This window comes from Bradyrhizobium cedriense (assembly GCF_054602315.1).
The window spans coordinates 545,192-562,845 of the sequence record NZ_JBTSWB010000004.1 but is presented as its reverse complement, the minus strand read 5'-3'; the positions used below and the strand labels follow the sequence as shown (position 1 = coordinate 562,845).

Sequence of the window (17,654 nt, the reverse complement as noted above, 5' to 3'; positions counted from 1 at the left end):
ATTAAAACGCGCCGCAGGACATCCGTAAAGAGGCTCATGACCGAAAGTCCCGACGCCGAATCCCAATTTCTCGAACAGCTCGGCCAGCGCGTGCGCACCATGCGCGCATTGCGCGGCATGTCGCGCAAGGTGCTCGCCAAGGTATCGGGGATCTCGGAGCGCTACATCGCGCAGCTTGAAAGCGGCAAGGGCAATGTCTCCATCGTGCTGCTGCGCCGCGTCTCGGACGCGATGGGCGCGCATCTCGAAGACCTGCTGCCTAGCGCCGATCCGACTCCGGACTGGCAGATGTTTCGCGACCTCCTGCGCAAGGCAACGCCCGCGCAGATCGCGCAGGCGAAGGATGTGCTCGCCGGCGGCAGCGTCTCCGCGCCGCGCCGCGCACCATTCTGCGGCATCGCCCTGATCGGCCTGCGCGGCGCCGGCAAGTCCACGCTCGGCAAGATCCTGGCGAAGAAGATCGGCTGGAGCTTCGTCGAGCTCAACAAGGAGGTCGAGCAGCAGAACGGCCTCTCTGTCGCCGAGATCATCGCGCTCTACGGCCAGGAGGGCTTTCGCCGCATGGAGCAGGCGGCGCTGCAACAGCTGCTCGCGCGCAACGAGCTGATGGTGCTGGCAACCGGCGGCGGCATCGTCTCCGAGCCCCTGACCTTCGAGCGGGTCCTGAGCTCGTTCTACACGATCTGGCTGAAGGCCGAGCCCGAGGAGCACATGGCGCGCGTCCGCCGCCAGGGCGACCTGCGCCCGATGGCGGATGATCGCTCCGCAATGGCGGAGCTGCGCAACATCCTGCTCAGCCGCGAGCCGCTGTATTCGCGCGCCACTGCGGTCGTGGACACGGCAGGACTGAGCGTCGATGCCGCTGCCGCGCGCCTGATCGACGCGGTGCGGCCGGTGCTGCAGAACGAAGCCCGCAGCTTCGGCCTGCGCAGCGTCGGGCTTTGAGCTCCATTCTCGCATGACAAATATCGACGCGACCACCTCCCTGTTCGATCGGATCGGCGGCAGCGCGACGATCGATCGCCTGGTCGACCGCTTCTACGAGCGCATGGACATGCTGCCGGAAGCGAAAGTCATCCGCGCGATGCATGCGGACGACCTCGGTCTGATCCGGGACGTCTTGAAGCGCTATCTCACCGAATGGACGGGCGGCCCGAAGCTCTATTCCCCCGAGAAAGGCCATCCGCGATTGCGGCAGCGGCACATCGGCTTTGCCATCGGCGATGCCGAGCGCGATGCGTGGATGCTCTGCATGCGTGGGGCGCTGGAAGAGGCGGTGACAGATAGCGCTGCGCGACAGGATCTCGACACGGCACTATCCGGTCTTGCCGATTGGATGCGCAACCGGAACTGATCGGGACCGTATTGCCGACATTTGGCCCGCCTACGGAAGTTGCGACGCCGCTAAAGCGTGATCCGGAAAGTGCACAGCGGCTTTCCGAAAAGATCATGCTTAAACAACAACCTAAAGCGTGACGAGATGAGGCATGATTGCTGCAACGACGGAGATGCACACCCTCTCCCGTTGCGGGAGGGTCGGGGAGAGGGTGCTTCCGCAATGGGACAATCCCCAAGAGCAGAAAGCCCCCAACCGGCGCTTCGCGCCGACCTCTCGCGCAAGCGGGAGAGGTGTACGAGCCGCAGCGATCGATTCAACCTGAAGCCATTCCGCTTTAGATCGACCAGTAATGCGGATGCGGGTACGGCCGCGAGCGGTCGCCCCAGTCGAACGCGTCGCCATCGAATTCGCATGGGCCGCTGCTGAGCTCGTCCAGCGTCAGCTCGATCTGGAAAGCCTGCCGTCCTGGATCGTACTTCAGCGCGCTCCACTGGAGCGGATAATGGTGACGCGTACCGAGCAGCCCGCCGGTCTTGATCACGGCATAAGCGACCGTTCCGCTCATCTTGTCCAGCATCAGTCGCTCGATCGTGCCGAGCTTTGTGCCATCGCGTCCGTAGACGGCGACGTGCTCCACGCGATCACTGGGAACCATGGTGTGGTTCATGGTGTCCTCCCTGTTCTCTTGTGCTTGCGACAACTATAGCACCGTTTTCGAGCCGGCGGGAGCAGCTACGGAAGCTGCGATCGCACCGCCTCCGCGCCTTTCCGCAACAACGGCAGGAAACGGTTGATTGGTTCCCGCGCCGGCACACGATCGATCGTCCGGTCGACCGCTTCTACGAGCGCATGGACATGCTGCCGGAAGCAACTCTGTCTCTTGGTGTGATCCCGTCGTCCGGCTAGGCTGTGCACGACAACGGAGGCTTCTCCATGGACGCAAGCACCGCGCCGGAAATCATCAGGCGGCCTGTCCCCGCACATATGGCGCACATCGTCTCGTCGATCTCCTGCTACCGCGAGCGGGGACTCGGCCTGGCGAATTTTCGGCACGCCGCGCCGCTGTCCCTGCCGTTGCTCATCAGCCTTGGAACCCCCTTCCGCATCGCGCTCGGACGCGAGCCGGGCCGGTCAGATATCCAGCCGAGCTTTGCGGCGGGCTTGTTTCCCGGACCGGTGCAGATTGAATCCGACGGCCGCGCCGTATGCATCCAGGTCGACTTCACGCCGCTCGGCGCCTATCGCTTCTACGGCGGCGCCGTGCCTGACCTCACGGCGCGCATCGTCGATATCGGAGATTTGCTTGGCCGCGACGGCCGAGAAGTCGGCGAGAGGGTGGCGGAAGCAGAGGGATGGCAGCAACGCCTGGAAATCATCGAGGCGTTCGTGCTCGAGCGTACGGTCAATGAACCCTCCCCCGCGATCGCTGCGGCGATCGGCCGGCTCTGGCGCAGCGCCGGCGCGGCGCGCATCTCCGAGATCGCAACCGACATCGGCTGGAGCCGCAAGCATCTGTCGCGTCGGTTTCAAAACGAGATCGGCGTTTCGCCCAAGACACTGGCGCGAATGCTGCGCTTCCACCGCGCCTGCGAATTGGCGCGCAGCGGGAGTCCATGCGGATGGGCCGGCATCGCGCTGGAAGCGGGCTTTGCCGACCAGGCGCATCTTGCCCGTGAGTTCCGGGAATTCAGCGGCGAGAAGCCGACGCGTTGGGCCGCGCGGCTGGCGCACACGGATCCTCGCCTGATGCGGGAGGCCGGCGGATAAGTCGAGGTCCCATTTGTTCAAGCCGCAGGACAACGGCTGACCTAGGGTGAGCGCCCAACCCCACGGGAGACAGTCATGCCAAGCTCAATCGGGAACGAAGCGCCGCGCCTGTATCATACGCTGCGCTGCAGGGACGCCGAGGCGATGATCGCCTGGCTGACGGACGTCCTCGGCTTCACCGAACGCGTGATCTACAGGCGCGAGAACATCATCGCGCATGCCGAATTGTCGTTCGGGACCTCCATCCTGATGCTCGGGGCAGACCGCCCCAATGCCTACGGAAAAAAGGTGGGAGACCTCGACGGACACAGGACCGACTCGGTGTATCTGGCCGTTGACGATCCCGACGCTCTCTACGCGAAGGTGAGGGCATCCGGAGCTCGGATCGAGATGGAATTGCACGATACCGATTACGGCAGCCGGGACTTCTCGGCGCGGGATCCCGAAGGAGGTTTGTGGAGCTTCGGCACCTACTGGCCCAAGGTCGGCGAAGACCCGCTGAAGGGCTGATTACGAGTCACACGAGATGCGCAGGGCTGACATCCAGGCGCCAACGAGCACAGAGCGTGGACAACGCGCCACGCCGCATTACATTTGCAGGCATGACCGAGATCCTCCCCGACACCATCCGCCGGCTCTACACCGATCCCGGCGAATATATCGACAGCGACCACCCCGCCGTGCAGCGCTTCGCCGAGACCAGCGTGCGCGCGGGGGCGAGCGCGCGCGAAAAGGCGAGCGTGCTCTACAAGGCGGTGCGCGACGGGATTCGCTACAACCCTTATGTCAGCATGCGCGTCGCCGAGACGTTTCGCGCATCGAGCGTCCTCGCCGCCGGACAAGGCTATTGCGTCGGCAAGGCGTCACTCTATGCGGCCGCGTGCCGCGTCCACGGCATTCCCGCCCGTGTCGGCTTTGCCGATGTGAAGAACCATCTCACCACCGAGAAGCTGCGCGCGAGCATGGGCACCGACATCTTCACCTGGCACGGCTTCACGGAAGTGTTCGTCGACGGAGCCTGGCGCAAGGCGACGCCGACGTTCAACGATACGCTCTGCGCCAAGGTCGGCGTGCTCCCGCTCGATTTCGACGGCCACACCGATGCGCTGCTGCACCCCTTCGACGGCGAAGGCCGTGCCTACATGCAATACGTCAACGACCGCGGCAGCTATCACGACGTACCCGCGAAATTCCTGATGCGCGAGATGGCGCGCGACTACGCCAACATGCAGGGCGAGGATCTGTCGAGCCGCGACATGGAGCGCGAGGCAGAGGGGCGGTAGCGTACAATGCCGTAGCTAGCGATAGCCGGATGAGCGGAGCGACATCCGGGATTCCTCGCAAACGGTGTCCCGGATATCGCTTCGCTCACCAGGGCTACAGCAATTGCGAGCGCACGGACTCCGCGCCATCGCGCAACAACGGCAGAAAGCGATCGATCAGTTCCTGCTCCGGGACGCGATCGACATGGGCACCCATGTTGATGGCGGCGACGATCACATTGTCGTAACGACGCACCGGAACCGAGATCGAGCGGAAATGCGGTTCGGCCTCACGATCGACCAGCGAGTAGCCCTGCGCGCGGTCGGCTGTGACGCGCGCGAGCAACGCCTTCGGATCCGTCACTGTCTGCGGCGTCAGCGCCTTGCGCGTCATCGCGTTCAGACGCGCAGCGAGTTCGACATCGTGGAGCTGACCGAGCATGACGCGGCCGACCGAGGTACAGAAGGCCGGCAGGCGATAGCCGATCTCCAGGCCACTCGCGAAGACACGCGCCGGGCTGCCGCGAGCGATGAACACGGCGTCATCGCCGTCGAGCACGGCGAGCGAGGAGATCTCCTGTGCGGCGGTCGAGATGCGATCGAGCACGGGTTGGAGCACCGCAACGAGCTGGCTTGAGCGCAGGTAAGACGCTGCCAGCGTCAGCACATGCGGCGTCAGCGAGAACAGCTTTCCGTCGCCGGAGACGAAGCCGCCGCGCTGGAGCGTGAACAGCATGCGCCGCGCGGTGGCGCGCGGAAGCTCCGCAGCCCGGGCGAGATCGCTCAACGTCATTGGCCCGGCCGTCATGCCGAAGCACTGAAGCAGGCGCAGCCCGCGATCGAGGCTCTCGACGAAATCCGTCGCCCGTTCCTCGCTCTCGCTCCGGCTCAGCTTGGGCATGGGTGCGGGACAATCCTGCAAAATAGTGCTTGCTGCCGGTTCAAGGCATGTCATAATTCGCCCATTCGTTCAATAGGCGAACAAACGTCACTCCCCAAGGATGTCCACGCCATGATGAGCCAGGAGCAGAACGACCTGATCACCCGCACCGGGCCGAAGGACCCCTGCGGCAAGCTGATGCGGAGCTATTGGCAGCCGGCGGCGCTCGTCGATGAGCTCGAGGGCGCCCGGCCGATCCGTCCCGTCAGACTGCTCGGCGAGAATCTGGTCCTGTTCCGCGACGAAGCCGGACGTTACGGCCTGATCGACCGCCATTGCGCGCATCGCGGCGCCGACCTCGCCTTCGGCCGGCTCGAACATGGCGGCCTGCGCTGCGCCTTCCATGGCTGGCTGTTCGACGCGACCGGCCAGTGCATCGAGACGCCGGCCGAGCCGAAGGATTCGAAACTCTGTCAGAACATCCGCCAGCGCTCCTATCCCGTGGTCGAGAAGAGCGGAATCCTGTGGGCCTATCTCGGCGAAGGTGAACCGCCTGCATTCCCGGAGATCGACTGTTTCGTCGCGCCCGGCACCCACACCTTCGCGTTCAAGGGTCACATGGCCTGCAACTGGCTGCAGGCGCTGGAGGTCGGCATCGACCCGGCGCACGCGTCCTATCTGCACCGTTTCTTCGAGGACGAGGACACGTCCACGGCCTACGGCAAGCAGTTTCGCGGGGCCTCCGCCGGCTCCGATCTGCCGATGACGAGAATCCTGCGCGAATACGACCGTCCGATCATCAATGTCGAGCACACCGAGTATGGTCTCAGGTTAGTCGCGCTGCGCGAGATCGACGAGGAGCGGACGCATGTGCGCGTCACCAACCAGCTCTTCCCGCATGGCTTCGTCATCCCCATGAGCACGGAGATGACGATCACGCAGTGGCACGTGCCGATCGACGACGAGAACTGCTATTGGTACGCGATCTTCACCAGCTACACGACCCCGGTCGACAAGCAGAAGATGCGCGACCAGCGGCTCGAGCTCTACGAGTTGCCGGACTACAAGTCGCGCAAGAACCGCAGCAACGATTACGGTTTCGATCCGCACGAGCAGCAGACCGCGACCTATACCGGCATGGGCAACGACATCAACGTCCACGACCAGTGGGCGGTGGAATCGATGGGCGCGATCCAGGACCGCACCAAGGAGCATCTCGGACAGAGCGACAAGGCGATCGTGCAATACCGCCGCCTGCTCCGGCAGGAGATCGAGAAGGTCTCCGGCGGCGAGAAGCCGATGCTGTTCCTGGACGAGAGCAGGGCACGCAGCATTCAGGGACCGGCTACCATGGACGGCATCGGGCCGACCCAGGGTTGGGAGCTCTACTGGATGGAGGTCGACGTCAAGCGCCGCCGTGGCGCTCCTTGGGCCGCACCGGTACCGAAGGAGATCGCGGACAACGTGCACCGGCTGACGGCGGCGGAGTGACGGGCTGGTGCAGGCCACTCCCTCGTCATTGCGAGCGCAGCGAAGCAATCCAGACTGTCCCCGCGGAGGGATACTGGATTGCTTTGCTGCGCTCGCAATGACGGAGACTATGGCAGGCGTCTTGCACCCGTCGGACATCATGACTGAGGAGCAAACAAAGTGACTTTCGTTTCGCGTCATGCGCTGTGGTCGGACGAGCAGAGAGACGCGGCTCAGCGCATGCGCCGCATCGTCGAGGAGAGGAACCTCGAGGTCATCCGTCTCGCCTTCCCCGACCAGCACGGCATCCTGCGCGGCAAGACCATTATCGCCTCCGAGGCAATCGCTTCACTGGAGAGCGGCTGCTCCATCACCACCACCATGCTTGCCAAGGACACCTCGCACCGCACGGTATTTCCGGTGTTCACCGCGGGCGGCGGCTTCGGCATGAAGGAGATGGAGGGCGCCGCCGACGTGCTGATGGTCGCCGACCCCACTTCGTTTCGCGTCTTGCCGTGGGCGCCGACGACGGGCTGGGTGCTGTGCGATCTCCATTTCAACGACGGCCGCCCGGTGCCGTTCGCAACGCGAGGGTTGTACAAGCGCGTGCTCGATGAACTCGGCGCACGCGGTTACGATTTCGTCGCGGGCCTCGAAGTGGAATTCCACATCTTCAAGCTCGACGATCCGCATATGCGTGCCGAGGATGCCGGCCAGCCCGGCACGCCGCCCTCGGTAAGCCTGCTCAGCCACGGCTATCAATATCTCACCGAGCAGCGCTACGACCAGATGGAGCCGGTGCTGGAGATCCTGCGGCGTGACATCGTCGCGCTCGGGCTGCCCCTGCGCTCGGTCGAGGTCGAGTTCGGACCGAGTCAGTGCGAGTTCACGTTCGCCCCGAAGAAGGGCCTGGAGCCCGCCGACAACATGGTGCTGTTTCGGAGCGCCGTGAAGCAGATCGCGCGCCGCCACGGCTATCACGCCACCTTCATGTGCCGGCCGAAACTGCCGAACGTGTTCGCGAGCGGCTGGCACCTGCATCAGTCCGTCGTGTCGCGCGCGAGCGGCGACAACCTGTTCATGGCGAAGGACGGCGATGAACCGCTCAGCGCGTTCGGCCGCGCCTATCTCGCCGGCCTGCTCGACCACGCCCGCGCGTCCACCGTGTTCACCACGCCGACCATCAACGGCTACAAGCGCTACCGCTCATATTCGCTGGCGCCGGACCGGGCGATCTGGGGCCGCGACAATCGCGGCGTGATGATCCGCGTGCTCGGCAGCGCGGGCGACGCCGCAACGCGCCTGGAGAACCGCATCGGCGAGCCCGCCGCCAATCCCTATCTCTACATGGCCTCGCAGATCCTCTCGGGACTCGACGGCGTCGACCGCAAGCTCGACCCCGGCCCTTCGGCCGACACGCCATACGAGACCAAGGCTCCGCCATTACCGAAATCGCTCCGCGATGCAGTCAGCGCCCTGAAGGACGACCCCTTCTTCCGCGAAAAATTGGGGGCCGAGTTCGTCGACTACTACACCCACATCAAGAACGCCGAGATCGACCGCTTCCTGGCCGAGGTCACCGACTGGGAGCACCGCGAATATTTCGAGGTGTTTTGAGCTGCGCGGACGGCGCGTTGAACTCTTCACATTGAATTGTGGATCGTGGTCGGCGGGCCGTGCTTAAGGTCGAAGCCGCCAAGTGGCCGCCGATCCCCGCATCACGGCCGGATTTTCCTGATCCAGGAGTACGATGATGCGGTTGCGCCCGGCGGTCCTGCTGTTTTTCCTCGCCTTGTCCACGCCAGCCTTGTCCGCGCCACCCTTGGCCGAATGGCAGGCGAGCACAGTGCCCGCCTCCGGCCGCGTCAGCGAAATTGATTTGAGGGATGGCGACGTCCGAATTGCAATCGGCGCGGGTTGGTACCAGTTCGACGCAGGAACGATGCGCCTGCTGCCGGCCGCGGCATTCAAACGTCCGGCGGCGCCGACCAAGGCGCTTGCGGATGGGCGCGTCGCGACAGGCCGCGACACCGTTGCGCGTGCTTGGCTCGCTGAGCCGACTGAACGCTACCGCCATGGCGTCCTCGGCGATGCCATCGAGGCCGGAAGCCTGGTGATCGAGCGACGCGAGGGCGGACGACGCACGCTACGCCTGGACGGTGACGCCGTGTTCGAAGATCTCGAGCCGCGCGTTGCTGCGATCGGCGGCCGCGAAAGGATCGTGCTGGTCAAATCCTATCTGAAACGCGGCTCCGCGCTGGCAGTTATCGATCCCGCCTCGACCGCCATCATTGCGGAGACGCCACCGATCGGCCGCGCCCATGCTTGGCTCAATCCGGCCGGCATTGCCGATTTCAACGGCGATGGCACCACGGATATCGTGCTGGTCCGCCAGCCTCATGTCGTCGGGATGCTCGAGATGTGGTCGTGGCAGCATGATCGTTTGGAAAAGTCGGCGGAAATCTCCGACGTTTCGAACCATTTCATCGGCTCGCGATCACTGCACATGAGCTTTACCGCCGACTTCGATGGCGACGGCCATCCAGATCTCGCGGTACCGGATCTCGAACGGCGAACGCTGCGGCTAATCGGGTTCGTCCCTGGCCCGCGTGACATCGCGCGCATCAGGCTTCCGACACGGATCGCGACGAATATCGGCGGCATCAAATACCGCGATCGTCCCGCACTCGTGTTCGGCCTCGAGGATGGCCGGCTGATGTTGGTCCACGATTAGGATCGTCGGGGCACCGAACCAACGACCGTTACCCCGACCGGCCCTCACGCCGATGTGCATCGGTTTCACGCCGGCGGTTCCGATGAAGCTTTCGACCTCGCCGACGAAGTCATTTTTTACCGCAACGAAGATGGCCGGAAACGATGGAGGGGCACAATTCCCAAACTGATCAACAATGGAGTTCGATCATGTGGGATCAATTGTTCAGCCTGATCTATCGCCTGTCTTGCCGGAGCACCCTGACCGAGATCGGAACGCACCGTCTGGCGCGTTGACGGCCGGTCGGTGAGATTTGAGTAAGACGGATTGACCAAATGGCGGGGAAGACCATGCGCAAGCTGATTCTGATCGCGGCAATATCGGTGCTCGCAACCCAGGCCTATGCCGGCGGCTCACGGGGCCTGAGCCTTGCGGCAGCCAATACCAACCAGCAGGCGACCGAGCAGCAGGCTGTTGCAGGTACACCATCACCTGCGGCGCAGCCGGCGGCCAGGCAGACGGCAACCGTAACACCCGATGCGACGACGCAGCCTGCGGCCACGACGGCGCCGGCCGCCTCAGCCGCACCGACACAGGCCGCGACCAAGCCTAAGCGTCGCGCACCGTCGATCGAGACCCGCGTGGTCCGCGAGTTGCACCGCCACGGGATCTATTGGTGACGAGGGACGACTCCCTTCTCCTTGCGAGAGGCAGGGTGTGACATCCGCTCACCATGACATCAGATTCCCAGGTACTTGTGCTGTAAATCCGGCGCGGCCACCAGTTCGTCAGAGGTGCCGCTCCACACCGTCTTGCCGCGTTCGATGATGTAGTGACGGTCGCAGATGCGGGCGAGATGGTCGACATTCTTGTCGACGACCAGGATCGACTGCCCGCGGCTCTTGAGCAGCGACAGGCAGTTCCAGATCTCCTCGCGGATCAGCGGCGCGAGGCCCTCGGTCGCTTCGTCCAGGATCAGGAGTTTTGGATTGGTCATCAACGCTCGGCCGATCGCGAGCATCTGCTGTTCGCCGCCGGAGAGCTGATTGCCCATGTTCGAGGTGCGCTCGGCGAGGCGCGGGAACAGCACGTAGATCGCGGCCAGCGTCCAGGGATTGCTGCTGTCGAAGCGGTCGGCGGCAGCCGCGACCAGATTTTCGCGCACGGTGAGGTTCGGGAAGATCTGGCGTCCTTCGGGAACGAGGCCGACCCCGAGCTTTGCGATTCTGTAGGACGGAAGCTGTCGCACCTCGGTGCCAGCGAAGCGGATCGTACCGGCGCGCGCCGGCGTCAGGCCCATGATGGAGCGGATGGTGGTGGTCTTGCCCATGCCGTTGCGGCCCATCAGCGAGACCATCTCGCCCGGCCTGATAGACAGCGACAGGCCGAACAGCACCTGGGAGAGACCGTAGCAGGTCTCGATGCCTTCGACGTCGAGCAGCGTGTCAGCCATGATGCGTCACCACATGCTGATCGCCGAGATAGGCGCGCTTGACGTCCTCGTTCTGGCGGATCCCGGCCGGATCACCCGACGCGATGACGCGGCCATAGACGAGGACCGAGATGCGGTCGGCAAGCGCGAACACCGCCGGCATGTCGTGCTCGACCAGCACGATCGAGACCTCTTTGCGCAGTTCCTGCAGGAGCTTCACCATGCGCTGGGACTCGGTCGCGCCGAGGCCGGCCATTGGCTCATCCAGCAGCAGCAATTTCGGCTTGCTCGCGAGCGCGACCGCAAGCTCGAGCTCGCGACGCTCGCCATGGCTGAGCCTGTTCACCACGACATCGGCGCGATGGGCGAGACCGACGCGATCGAGCGCCGCATGGGCGGCATCGCGCAGGCTCTTCTCCTTGCGCGCGTTGGCAAAGAAGCGGAAGGAGGTCCCGGCATGGGCCTGCGCCGCCAGTGCCACATTGTCTGCAGCAGTGAAATCCAGCAGCAGCGAAGTGATCTGGAACGAACGCGCGAGGCCGAGCGCGCAGCGGCGATAAGCCGGCAGATCGGTGATATCGCGGCCACCGAGCAAAACGCTACCGGAATGCGGGGAAAGGTGCCCGGTGAGCTGACTGATCAGCGTGGTCTTGCCGGCACCGTTGGGGCCGATGATGGCGTGCAGTTCGCCTGCCGCGACGTCGAGCGAGACGTGATCCGTCGCGATGATGCCGCCGAAGCGGCGCACCAGCTTTTCGACGCGAAGCAGAGGCTCAGCCACGGCCAGCCCTCCCCAGAGCGCCCATGATGCCGCCACGGCCGAACAGGACGATGAGCAGCAGCAGCGGGCCCATGATCAGCGCCCAATATTCCGTGATCTGCGACAGGAACTCTTCCAGCAGCAGGAACACCACCGCGCCCATGACCGGGCCGAACAGCGTGCCCATGCCGCCCAGGATCACCATCACCATCAGATCGCCGGAGCGCGTCCAGTACATGACGGCCGGGCTGACGAAGTCGGTGTTGTTGGCGAGCAGCGCCCCGGCAAGGCCGCACATGGTACCTGATATGACGAAGCAGACCAGCTGGTAGCGCTTGGCGGGGAAGCCGATCGCCTGCATGCGCTGCTCGTTGGAGCGCAGGCCCTGCACGACGAGGCCGAAGCGCGAATTGACGATGCGCCAGATCAGGAAGATCACGCCGAACAGGCAGGCTAGGCAGAGATAATAGAATTGCGTGCGGTTCGACAGGTCGATCAGGCCGGAGAAGTCGCTGCGCTTGTAGACGGTGAGGCCGTCGTCGCCGCCATAGCGCGCCAGGCCCGAGGCGACGTAATAGGCCATCTGCGCGAAGGCCAGCGTGATCATGATGAAATAGACGCCGCGGGTGCGCAAGCTGAGCGCACCGATCACCAGCGCGTAAGTCGCGGATGCCGCGAGCGCGACCGGAAACTGGATGAAGCCGCTTCCGACGCCTTCCTGCGCCAGCATGCCGACCGCGTAGCCGCCGATGCCGAGATAGGCGGCATGGCCGAAGCTCATCATGCCGCCGAAACCCATGATGAGATTGAGGCTCGCCGCCGCCAGCGCCAGGATGACGATGCGAGTGAACAACGTCAGGATGAAGATATTGCCGGTCAACTGCGAATAAAGCGGCAGCAGCACGAGGCCCGCCAGCAAAAGGGCCGTTGCGGCCTTGCTCACCGTGAAAGCTTTCATCGACGATTGGCCGGAAATAGCCCCTCCGGCCGCACCACCAGCACGATCGCCATCAACAGATAGATCAGCATGGACGATAGCGCGGGCGCCGCGGTGGAAGCGGCGGCGCCGCTCAGCACCTGCCGCAACAGGTTCGGCAGGAAGGCACGGCCGAGCGTGTCGATCATGCCGACGAAGATCGCGGCGAGGAACGCGCCGCGGATCGAGCCGATGCCGCCGATCACGATGATGACGAAGGCGAGGATCAGGATGTTCTCGCCCATGCCGATCTGCACGGTGAGGATCGGCGCCTGCATCAGGCCGGCAAGGCCCGCGAGCGCGGCTCCCAGGCCGAACACCAGCGTGTAGAGCAGCTTGATGTTGATGCCGAGCGCGCCGATCATCTCGCGATTGGAGGCGCCGGCCCGGATCAGCATGCCGATGCGGGTGCGCATCACGCCGAGATAGAGCAGCAGCGCGACCAGCAGCGCCACCGCGATGATGGCGAGCCGATAGGCGGGATAGTGAATGCCGGGCAGGATCGGTACCGGCACGGTCAGCCATGCCGGCAAGGGCAACGCCAGGCCCGCCGGCCCCCAGATCAGCCGCACGGCCTCGTTGAAGAACAGGATCAGGCCGAACGTCGCGAGCACATGGTCGAGATGATCGCGGCCATAGAGATGCCGTAGCGCCGTCACTTCCAGCACGATACCGAGCACCAGCGTGGCCCCTAAGGCCATCAGCGCGCCGAGCAGGAAGCTGCCGGTCCACGCCGCAAAGGTCGCAGCGAAATAGGCGCCCATCATGTAGAGGGAGCCGTGCGCGAGGTTGACGAAATCCATGATCCCGAACACCAGCGTCAGGCCCGCGGCGAGCAGGAACAGCAGCAGGCCGAACTGTAATCCGTTCAAGAACTGTTCGATGACGAGCAGCATCAGGACTCTTTCAGGCGCACGCAGCTTCGCGCCGATGTTCGAACAATGTCGCCATCAGTGAAAGAGCTCCCCCTGCCTCTTCAAGGCCGAAAAATGGGTAATGGCAGTATCGTTCCGAGGCAAGAGCGATCTAACATCAAACATGCACTTTGTTGCATCTCGGCTCATACGGCCGAACCTGTGCCGCAATGCAAGAAGATTGCCGCGCGGCATGGGGCAACCTGCCGCACCCAAAGGTCCCCCCTCCCTCGGGCTGACCCGAGAGAGGGGGGACCTTCGTCGGAATGTTAGCCTCTAAAGCATGATCCGGAAAAGCGTGCAGCGGTTTTCCGGAAAGATCATGCTCAAACAACAACCTGAGGCGCGATGACGATCCATCCTGATCTCATCGCGCTTCAGTGCGGCGTCATCTGCCGGGGAAGCTCGTCCGCTTCGGCGAGCATGCCGTTGACCGTCGAGGCTTCCAGCGCCGCCATCCGGAACAGGTAGGCGAGCGTCGCCAATCCGGAGTCTTCCGCCATCTGCGCCAGCTCGAGCGCCATGTCGGTCATGTAAGCGAGGTTCTCGTCCTTGGTTTGCGCCATCCTCTGGCCGTCCCGCACCATGTTCGACATCTCAGGCGCCCTTTCGTTGCACGGCAGCGAGGCTGCAGAGGTTGGCACGAGTGACGGCGTCCAGACGTGGGCCGTCCTGCTGCACGACTGAAGTCATGCCGATGCGATCATGCAGCGCATCGAGCGTCTGCGGACCAATGTCGATCGTCGCCGCCATGGTCCATGCATTCTCGACCAGAGCCGGCAAGCCAAGCGGCGTCACGACGAAGCCGGCCTCATGGAAACGCGGCAACCACCAGGTTTCCATGATCGCGCTGACCTGCGCGATGCCCTGGCCGAGACAAAACTCCTGCACCGCCGCCATGAGTTGCAGATTGAGCGTGCCATCGCGACGATCGCGCACGACGAAATAGCGCGACCATTCCCAGACAAGAGGATTCGCGGGACAGCCGCGTACCGACGCCAGATGCGGGAACACCTCGCTCATCATCGAAGGCTTGGTCGTGGGGTAGAGCCGGTGACCGCCGACGACGCGGCGCCCCTCCAGCGCAAGCAGGTAGACAGTATCCTCGTTGTCGTAGGAATCGATCTCACGGCCATCAGGCCTGCGCAGCGACTCCCAGCGCCGCTCCTCGACGAAAATGTCGTGACGCAGCCGGAAATGCTGCTCGAGCACGTCTTCATAAAGGTAGCGATTTGCTGCAGAAATTGCGTGAATCATGAAAACCTCCATTCGTCCTCAATGGAGGCAAGCTCTGCCAAAAGAGGCAGTCTCGATATTGGGAAATTTCCCAGTACGTTCCGGTCAGGGAGTGATGATCTTGTTCCGAATCGCCAGCGCAACTGCATGCGTGCGGTTGACGGCACCGAGCTTGCGCGCAGCGGTTGCAAGATGCTCTTCGGCGGTACGCTGGGTGATGTGGAGGATCTCGCCGATTTCCCAGGCCGACTTACCCTGAGACGCCCACGCGATCACTTCCTGCTCGCGCTGGGTCAGACGCGTCGAGGGATGGGGCGCCGGCCCGAGCAGACGACGAATGTGGTCGAAGCCATACATCGCCATCAGATGCAGCGCCGGCTTGCTGCGGCCGTTGAGGTCGAGATGAACGCCGCCGAGCGACACCGCGGCCTCATACCCGGTGAGCCCGTGGATCGGAACGATGAAGCCGCGCGACATGCGAAAATCGCCGGCGCGATTCATGACCTCGGCTGCGTTCGGCTCGAGTTCGGCATCATAGGGCGCCTCCGACCACTCGAACGGATTGACCGATTGCCGGCACAGCCGCACCACTGGGTCGAAGCGGTCGTAGTTATTCTGCGTATAGAGATTGAACCATCCCGCCGGCCAACGCTTGGCAAGCACCATTTGCGCAAACCGCTGATCGGGGTTCGGCAGTCCCGTCACGATGATGGTTTCGAAGCCGAAGCGACCGAAGGCCGTTTCGAGCGCGTCCATGGCATCCGGAACCTTGGTGTATGCGCCAAGCCCCTCGATGAAGTCGAGCGCCTCCCGGCCATAATCAACGGCATCTCCGGCGGACATCGGCGCGTTTCCTGACCCTCGCCATCCCGTATAGCACGTGTTTGGGAGCTGCCTCAATTCGCGACTCCCGTAGTTTGCCGGTGTCCGTCGGCTACGAGATTTGATCTACTTTTGGAGGAAACGGCGTCAACTTACACCTGAACGCGTCCGAGGCAGGAAAATCACGATGGAAGACGAGGACATCGGCTTCGACAGCGTGCTCGGCCTGGAATTGAACCGCGTGTTTCTTGCCGTCCGCGAAACCGCAAACAAGCAGAAGATCGTCGAGTTTGCGCGCGAGGTGCTGCAACGCGAGCGCGCGGCGCCGGCCGTGAGTGTATCGCCCGAAGGCCCGGCAAGCTGAGCGCAATTGTTGCAAGCGACGCGTCCGCCGCCGCTATCCCGATCTCGGCATCGACATCAACATCAACATTCTCAAGCTCGAGGAAGCCATCGACCATCTCATGCTCGGCCGCGGCGAGTGCGTGGCGATGAGCTACCAGGCCTTTGGCGCGGCGAACGCCGCCATCAGGCTCGCAGCGAAGGCCCGAGAGGTGCGGCCAGTGAGCGTGCCGAGGGTATGGATGCCTGCCACCTTCTCCCACAGGGGAGAAGGGGCAGTGCCGCTCGGAGCAGGATCAGCTCACTTCATCTTGCACTTGCCGTGGAAACGATCCTGGTCGTTCTCCACGATGGTGGCGACGGTCTTCAGCGCGAGCTGGCCTTCGGCGTCCTTGACGACGTCCTGGAGATAGAAGCTCTGCACCGGGATGTGGTTGTTGCCGAACTTGAAGGCGCCGCGCACCGACTTGAAGTTGGCCTTCTCCATCTCGGCCTTCATCGCGTCCTTCTTGCTGGTGTCGCCCTTCACCGCGACCACCGCGCTGTTGATGAGCTGCGCCGCGTCATAGGATTGCGCGCCGTAATAGGTCGGGCGCAGGCCGGGATACTTCTTGCGGTAATCGGCGACGAAGCGCTTGTTCTGCTCGTTGGGCAGGTCGTTGACCCATTGCTGCGCGCCGGGCACTCCGAGCGCGTTCTCCTTCTGCAGCGGCAGCGACAGCTCGTCGACGGTGAAGGCGGTGTACAGCGGCATCGTGCTCTTCAGGCCGGCCTGGGTATATTGATTGAGGAACTGCACGCCGGCGGCGCCGGGGTAGAAGACGAAGATCGACTCGGCGCCCGAGGCACGCGCCTTGGAGAGCTCGGCGGAGAAGTCGAGCTGGCTCGGCCAGACCGTGTATTCCTCGCCCTTGATCTCGCCCTTGAACGTGCTCTTCAGACCTGCAAGCATGTCCTTTCCGGCGGCGTAGTTCGGTCCGATCAGGAACACGCTCTTGACGCCCTTCTGGTTCATGTAGAGGCCCATCGCCTGTGGCGTCTGGTCGTTCTGCCAGGAGGTCGAGAACACGTAGGGCGAACACAGTTCGCCGGCGAGCTGCGACGGACCGGCATTGGCGGAGATCAGGAACGTCTGCGAATCCACCGCGGTCTTCAGCGAGGCCAGGAGCACGTTCGACCAGATATAGCCGACGATGAAGTCGACCTTGTCGGACTGCACCAGCTTCTCGGTCTTCTGCTTGCCGACGTCGGGCTTCTGCCCGTCGTCCTCGTAGATCACCTCGACCGGCTTGCCGTCCATCTTGCGTCCGAGATGATCGAGCGCGAGCTCGAAGGAATTGCGCATGTCGTTACCGATCACGGCGGTCGGGCCGCTGAAGGTCGAGACGAAACCGATCTTGATGGTGTCGCCAGCGAATGCCTGATTTGCCAGCACCAGCGCCGCCGCGCCCGCCAGCCAAAATGCCGTCCTCATAACCACTCCCCTCCCTATTATCGGTCTCGGAAACGGCTGATCGCCGCTCCGGGCCGTTCGCTATTGAACGCAAAATCTGTCGAGCCGCCAATGGCTCAGCGCCCATCCCTGCACCATATTTCGCCTCGATCGACGATGGCAAGAAATATAATTCTACTCACTTCGGCCGAGGCCGGCCCAGGACCGCACCGGGACTGCGGCGCTTTTTCGCGTCAGATCGATACATCGTGCCTATGCGGCCATTGATGACGGCTATTGGACCGCGGT

At 63.7% G+C, this 17,654-nt stretch carries 20 protein-coding genes and 1 pseudogene; 11 read left to right on the top strand and 10 right to left on the bottom strand.

Features of this window, described 5'->3' with window-relative positions:
- Positions 1–945, top strand: a complete 945-nt coding sequence (locus ACYCVF_RS19260) for a helix-turn-helix transcriptional regulator (protein WP_459599682.1) — start codon at positions 1–3, stop codon at positions 943–945.
- A gap of 13 nt (positions 946–958) precedes the next feature.
- Entirely contained in the window at positions 959–1,354 is a 396-nt protein-coding gene (locus tag ACYCVF_RS19255) for a group II truncated hemoglobin (protein WP_459598926.1), read from the top strand.
- Positions 1,355–1,673: 319 nt separating this feature from the next.
- On the opposite strand, the gene ACYCVF_RS19250 is transcribed toward ACYCVF_RS19255, so the two are convergent.
- The gene (locus ACYCVF_RS19250) at positions 1,674–2,006 is read right to left on the bottom strand and encodes a PRC-barrel domain-containing protein (RefSeq protein WP_061026089.1); all 333 of its coding nucleotides are present in this window, start codon (positions 2,004–2,006) and stop codon (positions 1,674–1,676) included.
- Positions 2,007–2,272: 266 nt separating this feature from the next.
- On the opposite strand from ACYCVF_RS19250, the gene ACYCVF_RS19245 reads away from it, so the two are divergent.
- The 3 genes from ACYCVF_RS19245 (at position 2,273) to ACYCVF_RS19235 (ending at position 4,389) form a co-directional block, all read left to right on the top strand.
- Positions 2,273–3,106 (top strand): helix-turn-helix domain-containing protein, encoded by an 834-nt coding sequence (locus tag ACYCVF_RS19245; protein ID WP_459598923.1) that lies wholly within the window; start codon positions 2,273–2,275, stop codon positions 3,104–3,106.
- A 75-nt stretch (positions 3,107–3,181) separates the two neighbouring features.
- A complete protein-coding gene (locus ACYCVF_RS19240; RefSeq protein ID WP_459598921.1) occupies positions 3,182–3,616 on the top strand; it encodes a VOC family protein in 435 nt (144 codons plus the stop codon).
- A 92-nt stretch (positions 3,617–3,708) separates the two neighbouring features.
- Positions 3,709–4,389, top strand: coding sequence for a transglutaminase-like domain-containing protein (locus ACYCVF_RS19235; protein WP_459598919.1), 681 nt, complete (start codon positions 3,709–3,711; stop codon positions 4,387–4,389).
- 94 nt (positions 4,390–4,483) lie between these two features.
- On the opposite strand, the gene ACYCVF_RS19230 is transcribed toward ACYCVF_RS19235, so the two are convergent.
- Complete coding sequence (locus ACYCVF_RS19230) at positions 4,484–5,269, bottom strand: IclR family transcriptional regulator domain-containing protein (protein ID WP_459598917.1); 786 nt, start codon at positions 5,267–5,269, stop codon at positions 4,484–4,486.
- A 111-nt stretch (positions 5,270–5,380) separates the two neighbouring features.
- On the opposite strand from ACYCVF_RS19230, the gene ACYCVF_RS19225 reads away from it, so the two are divergent.
- The 4 genes from ACYCVF_RS19225 to ACYCVF_RS19210 all read left to right on the top strand — a co-directional run bounded on the left by ACYCVF_RS19225 (position 5,381) and on the right by ACYCVF_RS19210 (position 10,111).
- On the top strand, positions 5,381–6,739 hold the full coding sequence (locus tag ACYCVF_RS19225) for an aromatic ring-hydroxylating dioxygenase subunit alpha (protein ID WP_459598915.1): 1,359 nt from the start codon (positions 5,381–5,383) through the stop codon (positions 6,737–6,739).
- Positions 6,740–6,898: 159 nt separating this feature from the next.
- Positions 6,899–8,335 carry a glutamine synthetase family protein gene (locus ACYCVF_RS19220; protein ID WP_459598913.1) on the top strand — a complete coding sequence of 479 codons (1,437 nt, stop codon included), beginning with the start codon at positions 6,899–6,901 and terminating at the stop codon, positions 8,333–8,335.
- Between the two features lie 136 nt (positions 8,336–8,471).
- Positions 8,472–9,452 (top strand): FG-GAP repeat domain-containing protein, encoded by a 981-nt coding sequence (locus ACYCVF_RS19215; protein WP_459606592.1) that lies wholly within the window; start codon positions 8,472–8,474, stop codon positions 9,450–9,452.
- 314 nt (positions 9,453–9,766) lie between these two features.
- Complete coding sequence (locus tag ACYCVF_RS19210) at positions 9,767–10,111, top strand: hypothetical protein (protein ID WP_459598909.1); 345 nt, start codon at positions 9,767–9,769, stop codon at positions 10,109–10,111.
- A gap of 59 nt (positions 10,112–10,170) precedes the next feature.
- Here the strand turns inward: ACYCVF_RS19210 and ACYCVF_RS19205 are convergent, their stop codons facing one another.
- The 7 genes from ACYCVF_RS19205 to ACYCVF_RS19175 all read right to left on the bottom strand — a co-directional run bounded on the left by ACYCVF_RS19205 (position 10,171) and on the right by ACYCVF_RS19175 (position 15,592).
- Positions 10,171–10,884: an ABC transporter ATP-binding protein gene (locus ACYCVF_RS19205; RefSeq protein WP_459598907.1), complete on the bottom strand. Its 714-nt coding sequence runs from the start codon at positions 10,882–10,884 to the stop codon at positions 10,171–10,173.
- Positions 10,877–11,644 (bottom strand): ABC transporter ATP-binding protein, encoded by a 768-nt coding sequence (locus ACYCVF_RS19200; RefSeq protein ID WP_459598905.1) that lies wholly within the window; start codon positions 11,642–11,644, stop codon positions 10,877–10,879. The genes ACYCVF_RS19205 and ACYCVF_RS19200 overlap by 8 nt, the downstream gene beginning before the upstream one ends.
- Positions 11,637–12,581, bottom strand: coding sequence for a branched-chain amino acid ABC transporter permease (locus tag ACYCVF_RS19195; RefSeq protein WP_459598903.1), 945 nt, complete (start codon positions 12,579–12,581; stop codon positions 11,637–11,639). Before ACYCVF_RS19195 ends, ACYCVF_RS19200 begins: the two co-directional genes overlap by 8 nt.
- Positions 12,578–13,495: a branched-chain amino acid ABC transporter permease gene (locus ACYCVF_RS19190; protein ID WP_061023219.1), complete on the bottom strand. Its 918-nt coding sequence runs from the start codon at positions 13,493–13,495 to the stop codon at positions 12,578–12,580. Before ACYCVF_RS19190 ends, ACYCVF_RS19195 begins: the two co-directional genes overlap by 4 nt.
- Before the next feature lie 395 nt (positions 13,496–13,890).
- Positions 13,891–14,109: a hypothetical protein gene (locus tag ACYCVF_RS19185; protein ID WP_459598901.1), complete on the bottom strand. Its 219-nt coding sequence runs from the start codon at positions 14,107–14,109 to the stop codon at positions 13,891–13,893.
- Between the two features lies 1 nt (position 14,110).
- Complete coding sequence (locus ACYCVF_RS19180) at positions 14,111–14,770, bottom strand: acyl-homoserine-lactone synthase (RefSeq protein ID WP_459598899.1); 660 nt, start codon at positions 14,768–14,770, stop codon at positions 14,111–14,113.
- A gap of 84 nt (positions 14,771–14,854) precedes the next feature.
- On the bottom strand, positions 14,855–15,592 hold the full coding sequence (locus ACYCVF_RS19175; protein ID WP_459598897.1) for a helix-turn-helix transcriptional regulator: 738 nt from the start codon (positions 15,590–15,592) through the stop codon (positions 14,855–14,857).
- Between the two features lie 166 nt (positions 15,593–15,758).
- On the opposite strand from ACYCVF_RS19175, the gene ACYCVF_RS19170 reads away from it, so the two are divergent.
- Positions 15,759–15,935 carry a hypothetical protein gene (locus ACYCVF_RS19170; RefSeq protein ID WP_459598895.1) on the top strand — a complete coding sequence of 59 codons (177 nt, stop codon included), beginning with the start codon at positions 15,759–15,761 and terminating at the stop codon, positions 15,933–15,935.
- Between the two features lie 19 nt (positions 15,936–15,954).
- A pseudogene (locus tag ACYCVF_RS19165) lies at positions 15,955–16,074 on the top strand (LysR family transcriptional regulator); the annotation flags it as partial.
- Between the two features lie 140 nt (positions 16,075–16,214).
- Here ACYCVF_RS19165 and ACYCVF_RS19160 read toward each other — a convergent pair.
- On the bottom strand, positions 16,215–17,387 hold the full coding sequence (locus ACYCVF_RS19160) for an ABC transporter substrate-binding protein (RefSeq protein ID WP_459598893.1): 1,173 nt from the start codon (positions 17,385–17,387) through the stop codon (positions 16,215–16,217).
- Between the last annotated feature and the right edge of the window lie 267 nt (positions 17,388–17,654).

Coding starts and splice junctions, on each gene's coding strand:
- ACYCVF_RS19255 (WP_459598926.1), top strand. CDS start 959: ATGACAAATATCGACGCGACCACCTCCCTGTTCGATCGGATCGGCGGC.
- ACYCVF_RS19250 (WP_061026089.1), bottom strand. CDS start 2,006: ATGAACCACACCATGGTTCCCAGTGATCGCGTGGAGCACGTCGCCGTC.
- ACYCVF_RS19245 (WP_459598923.1), top strand. CDS start 2,273: ATGGACGCAAGCACCGCGCCGGAAATCATCAGGCGGCCTGTCCCCGCA.
- ACYCVF_RS19240 (WP_459598921.1), top strand. CDS start 3,182: ATGCCAAGCTCAATCGGGAACGAAGCGCCGCGCCTGTATCATACGCTG.
- ACYCVF_RS19235 (WP_459598919.1), top strand. CDS start 3,709: ATGACCGAGATCCTCCCCGACACCATCCGCCGGCTCTACACCGATCCC.
- ACYCVF_RS19230 (WP_459598917.1), bottom strand. CDS start 5,269: ATGCCCAAGCTGAGCCGGAGCGAGAGCGAGGAACGGGCGACGGATTTC.
- ACYCVF_RS19225 (WP_459598915.1), top strand. CDS start 5,381: ATGATGAGCCAGGAGCAGAACGACCTGATCACCCGCACCGGGCCGAAG.
- ACYCVF_RS19215 (WP_459606592.1), top strand. CDS start 8,472: ATGCGGTTGCGCCCGGCGGTCCTGCTGTTTTTCCTCGCCTTGTCCACG.
- ACYCVF_RS19210 (WP_459598909.1), top strand. CDS start 9,767: ATGGCGGGGAAGACCATGCGCAAGCTGATTCTGATCGCGGCAATATCG.
- ACYCVF_RS19205 (WP_459598907.1), bottom strand. CDS start 10,884: ATGGCTGACACGCTGCTCGACGTCGAAGGCATCGAGACCTGCTACGGT.
- ACYCVF_RS19195 (WP_459598903.1), bottom strand. CDS start 12,581: ATGAAAGCTTTCACGGTGAGCAAGGCCGCAACGGCCCTTTTGCTGGCG.
- ACYCVF_RS19190 (WP_061023219.1), bottom strand. CDS start 13,495: ATGCTGCTCGTCATCGAACAGTTCTTGAACGGATTACAGTTCGGCCTG.
- ACYCVF_RS19185 (WP_459598901.1), bottom strand. CDS start 14,109: ATGTCGAACATGGTGCGGGACGGCCAGAGGATGGCGCAAACCAAGGAC.
- ACYCVF_RS19180 (WP_459598899.1), bottom strand. CDS start 14,770: ATGATTCACGCAATTTCTGCAGCAAATCGCTACCTTTATGAAGACGTG.
- ACYCVF_RS19175 (WP_459598897.1), bottom strand. CDS start 15,592: ATGTCCGCCGGAGATGCCGTTGATTATGGCCGGGAGGCGCTCGACTTC.
- ACYCVF_RS19170 (WP_459598895.1), top strand. CDS start 15,759: ATGGAAGACGAGGACATCGGCTTCGACAGCGTGCTCGGCCTGGAATTG.
- ACYCVF_RS19160 (WP_459598893.1), bottom strand. CDS start 17,387: ATGAGGACGGCATTTTGGCTGGCGGGCGCGGCGGCGCTGGTGCTGGCA.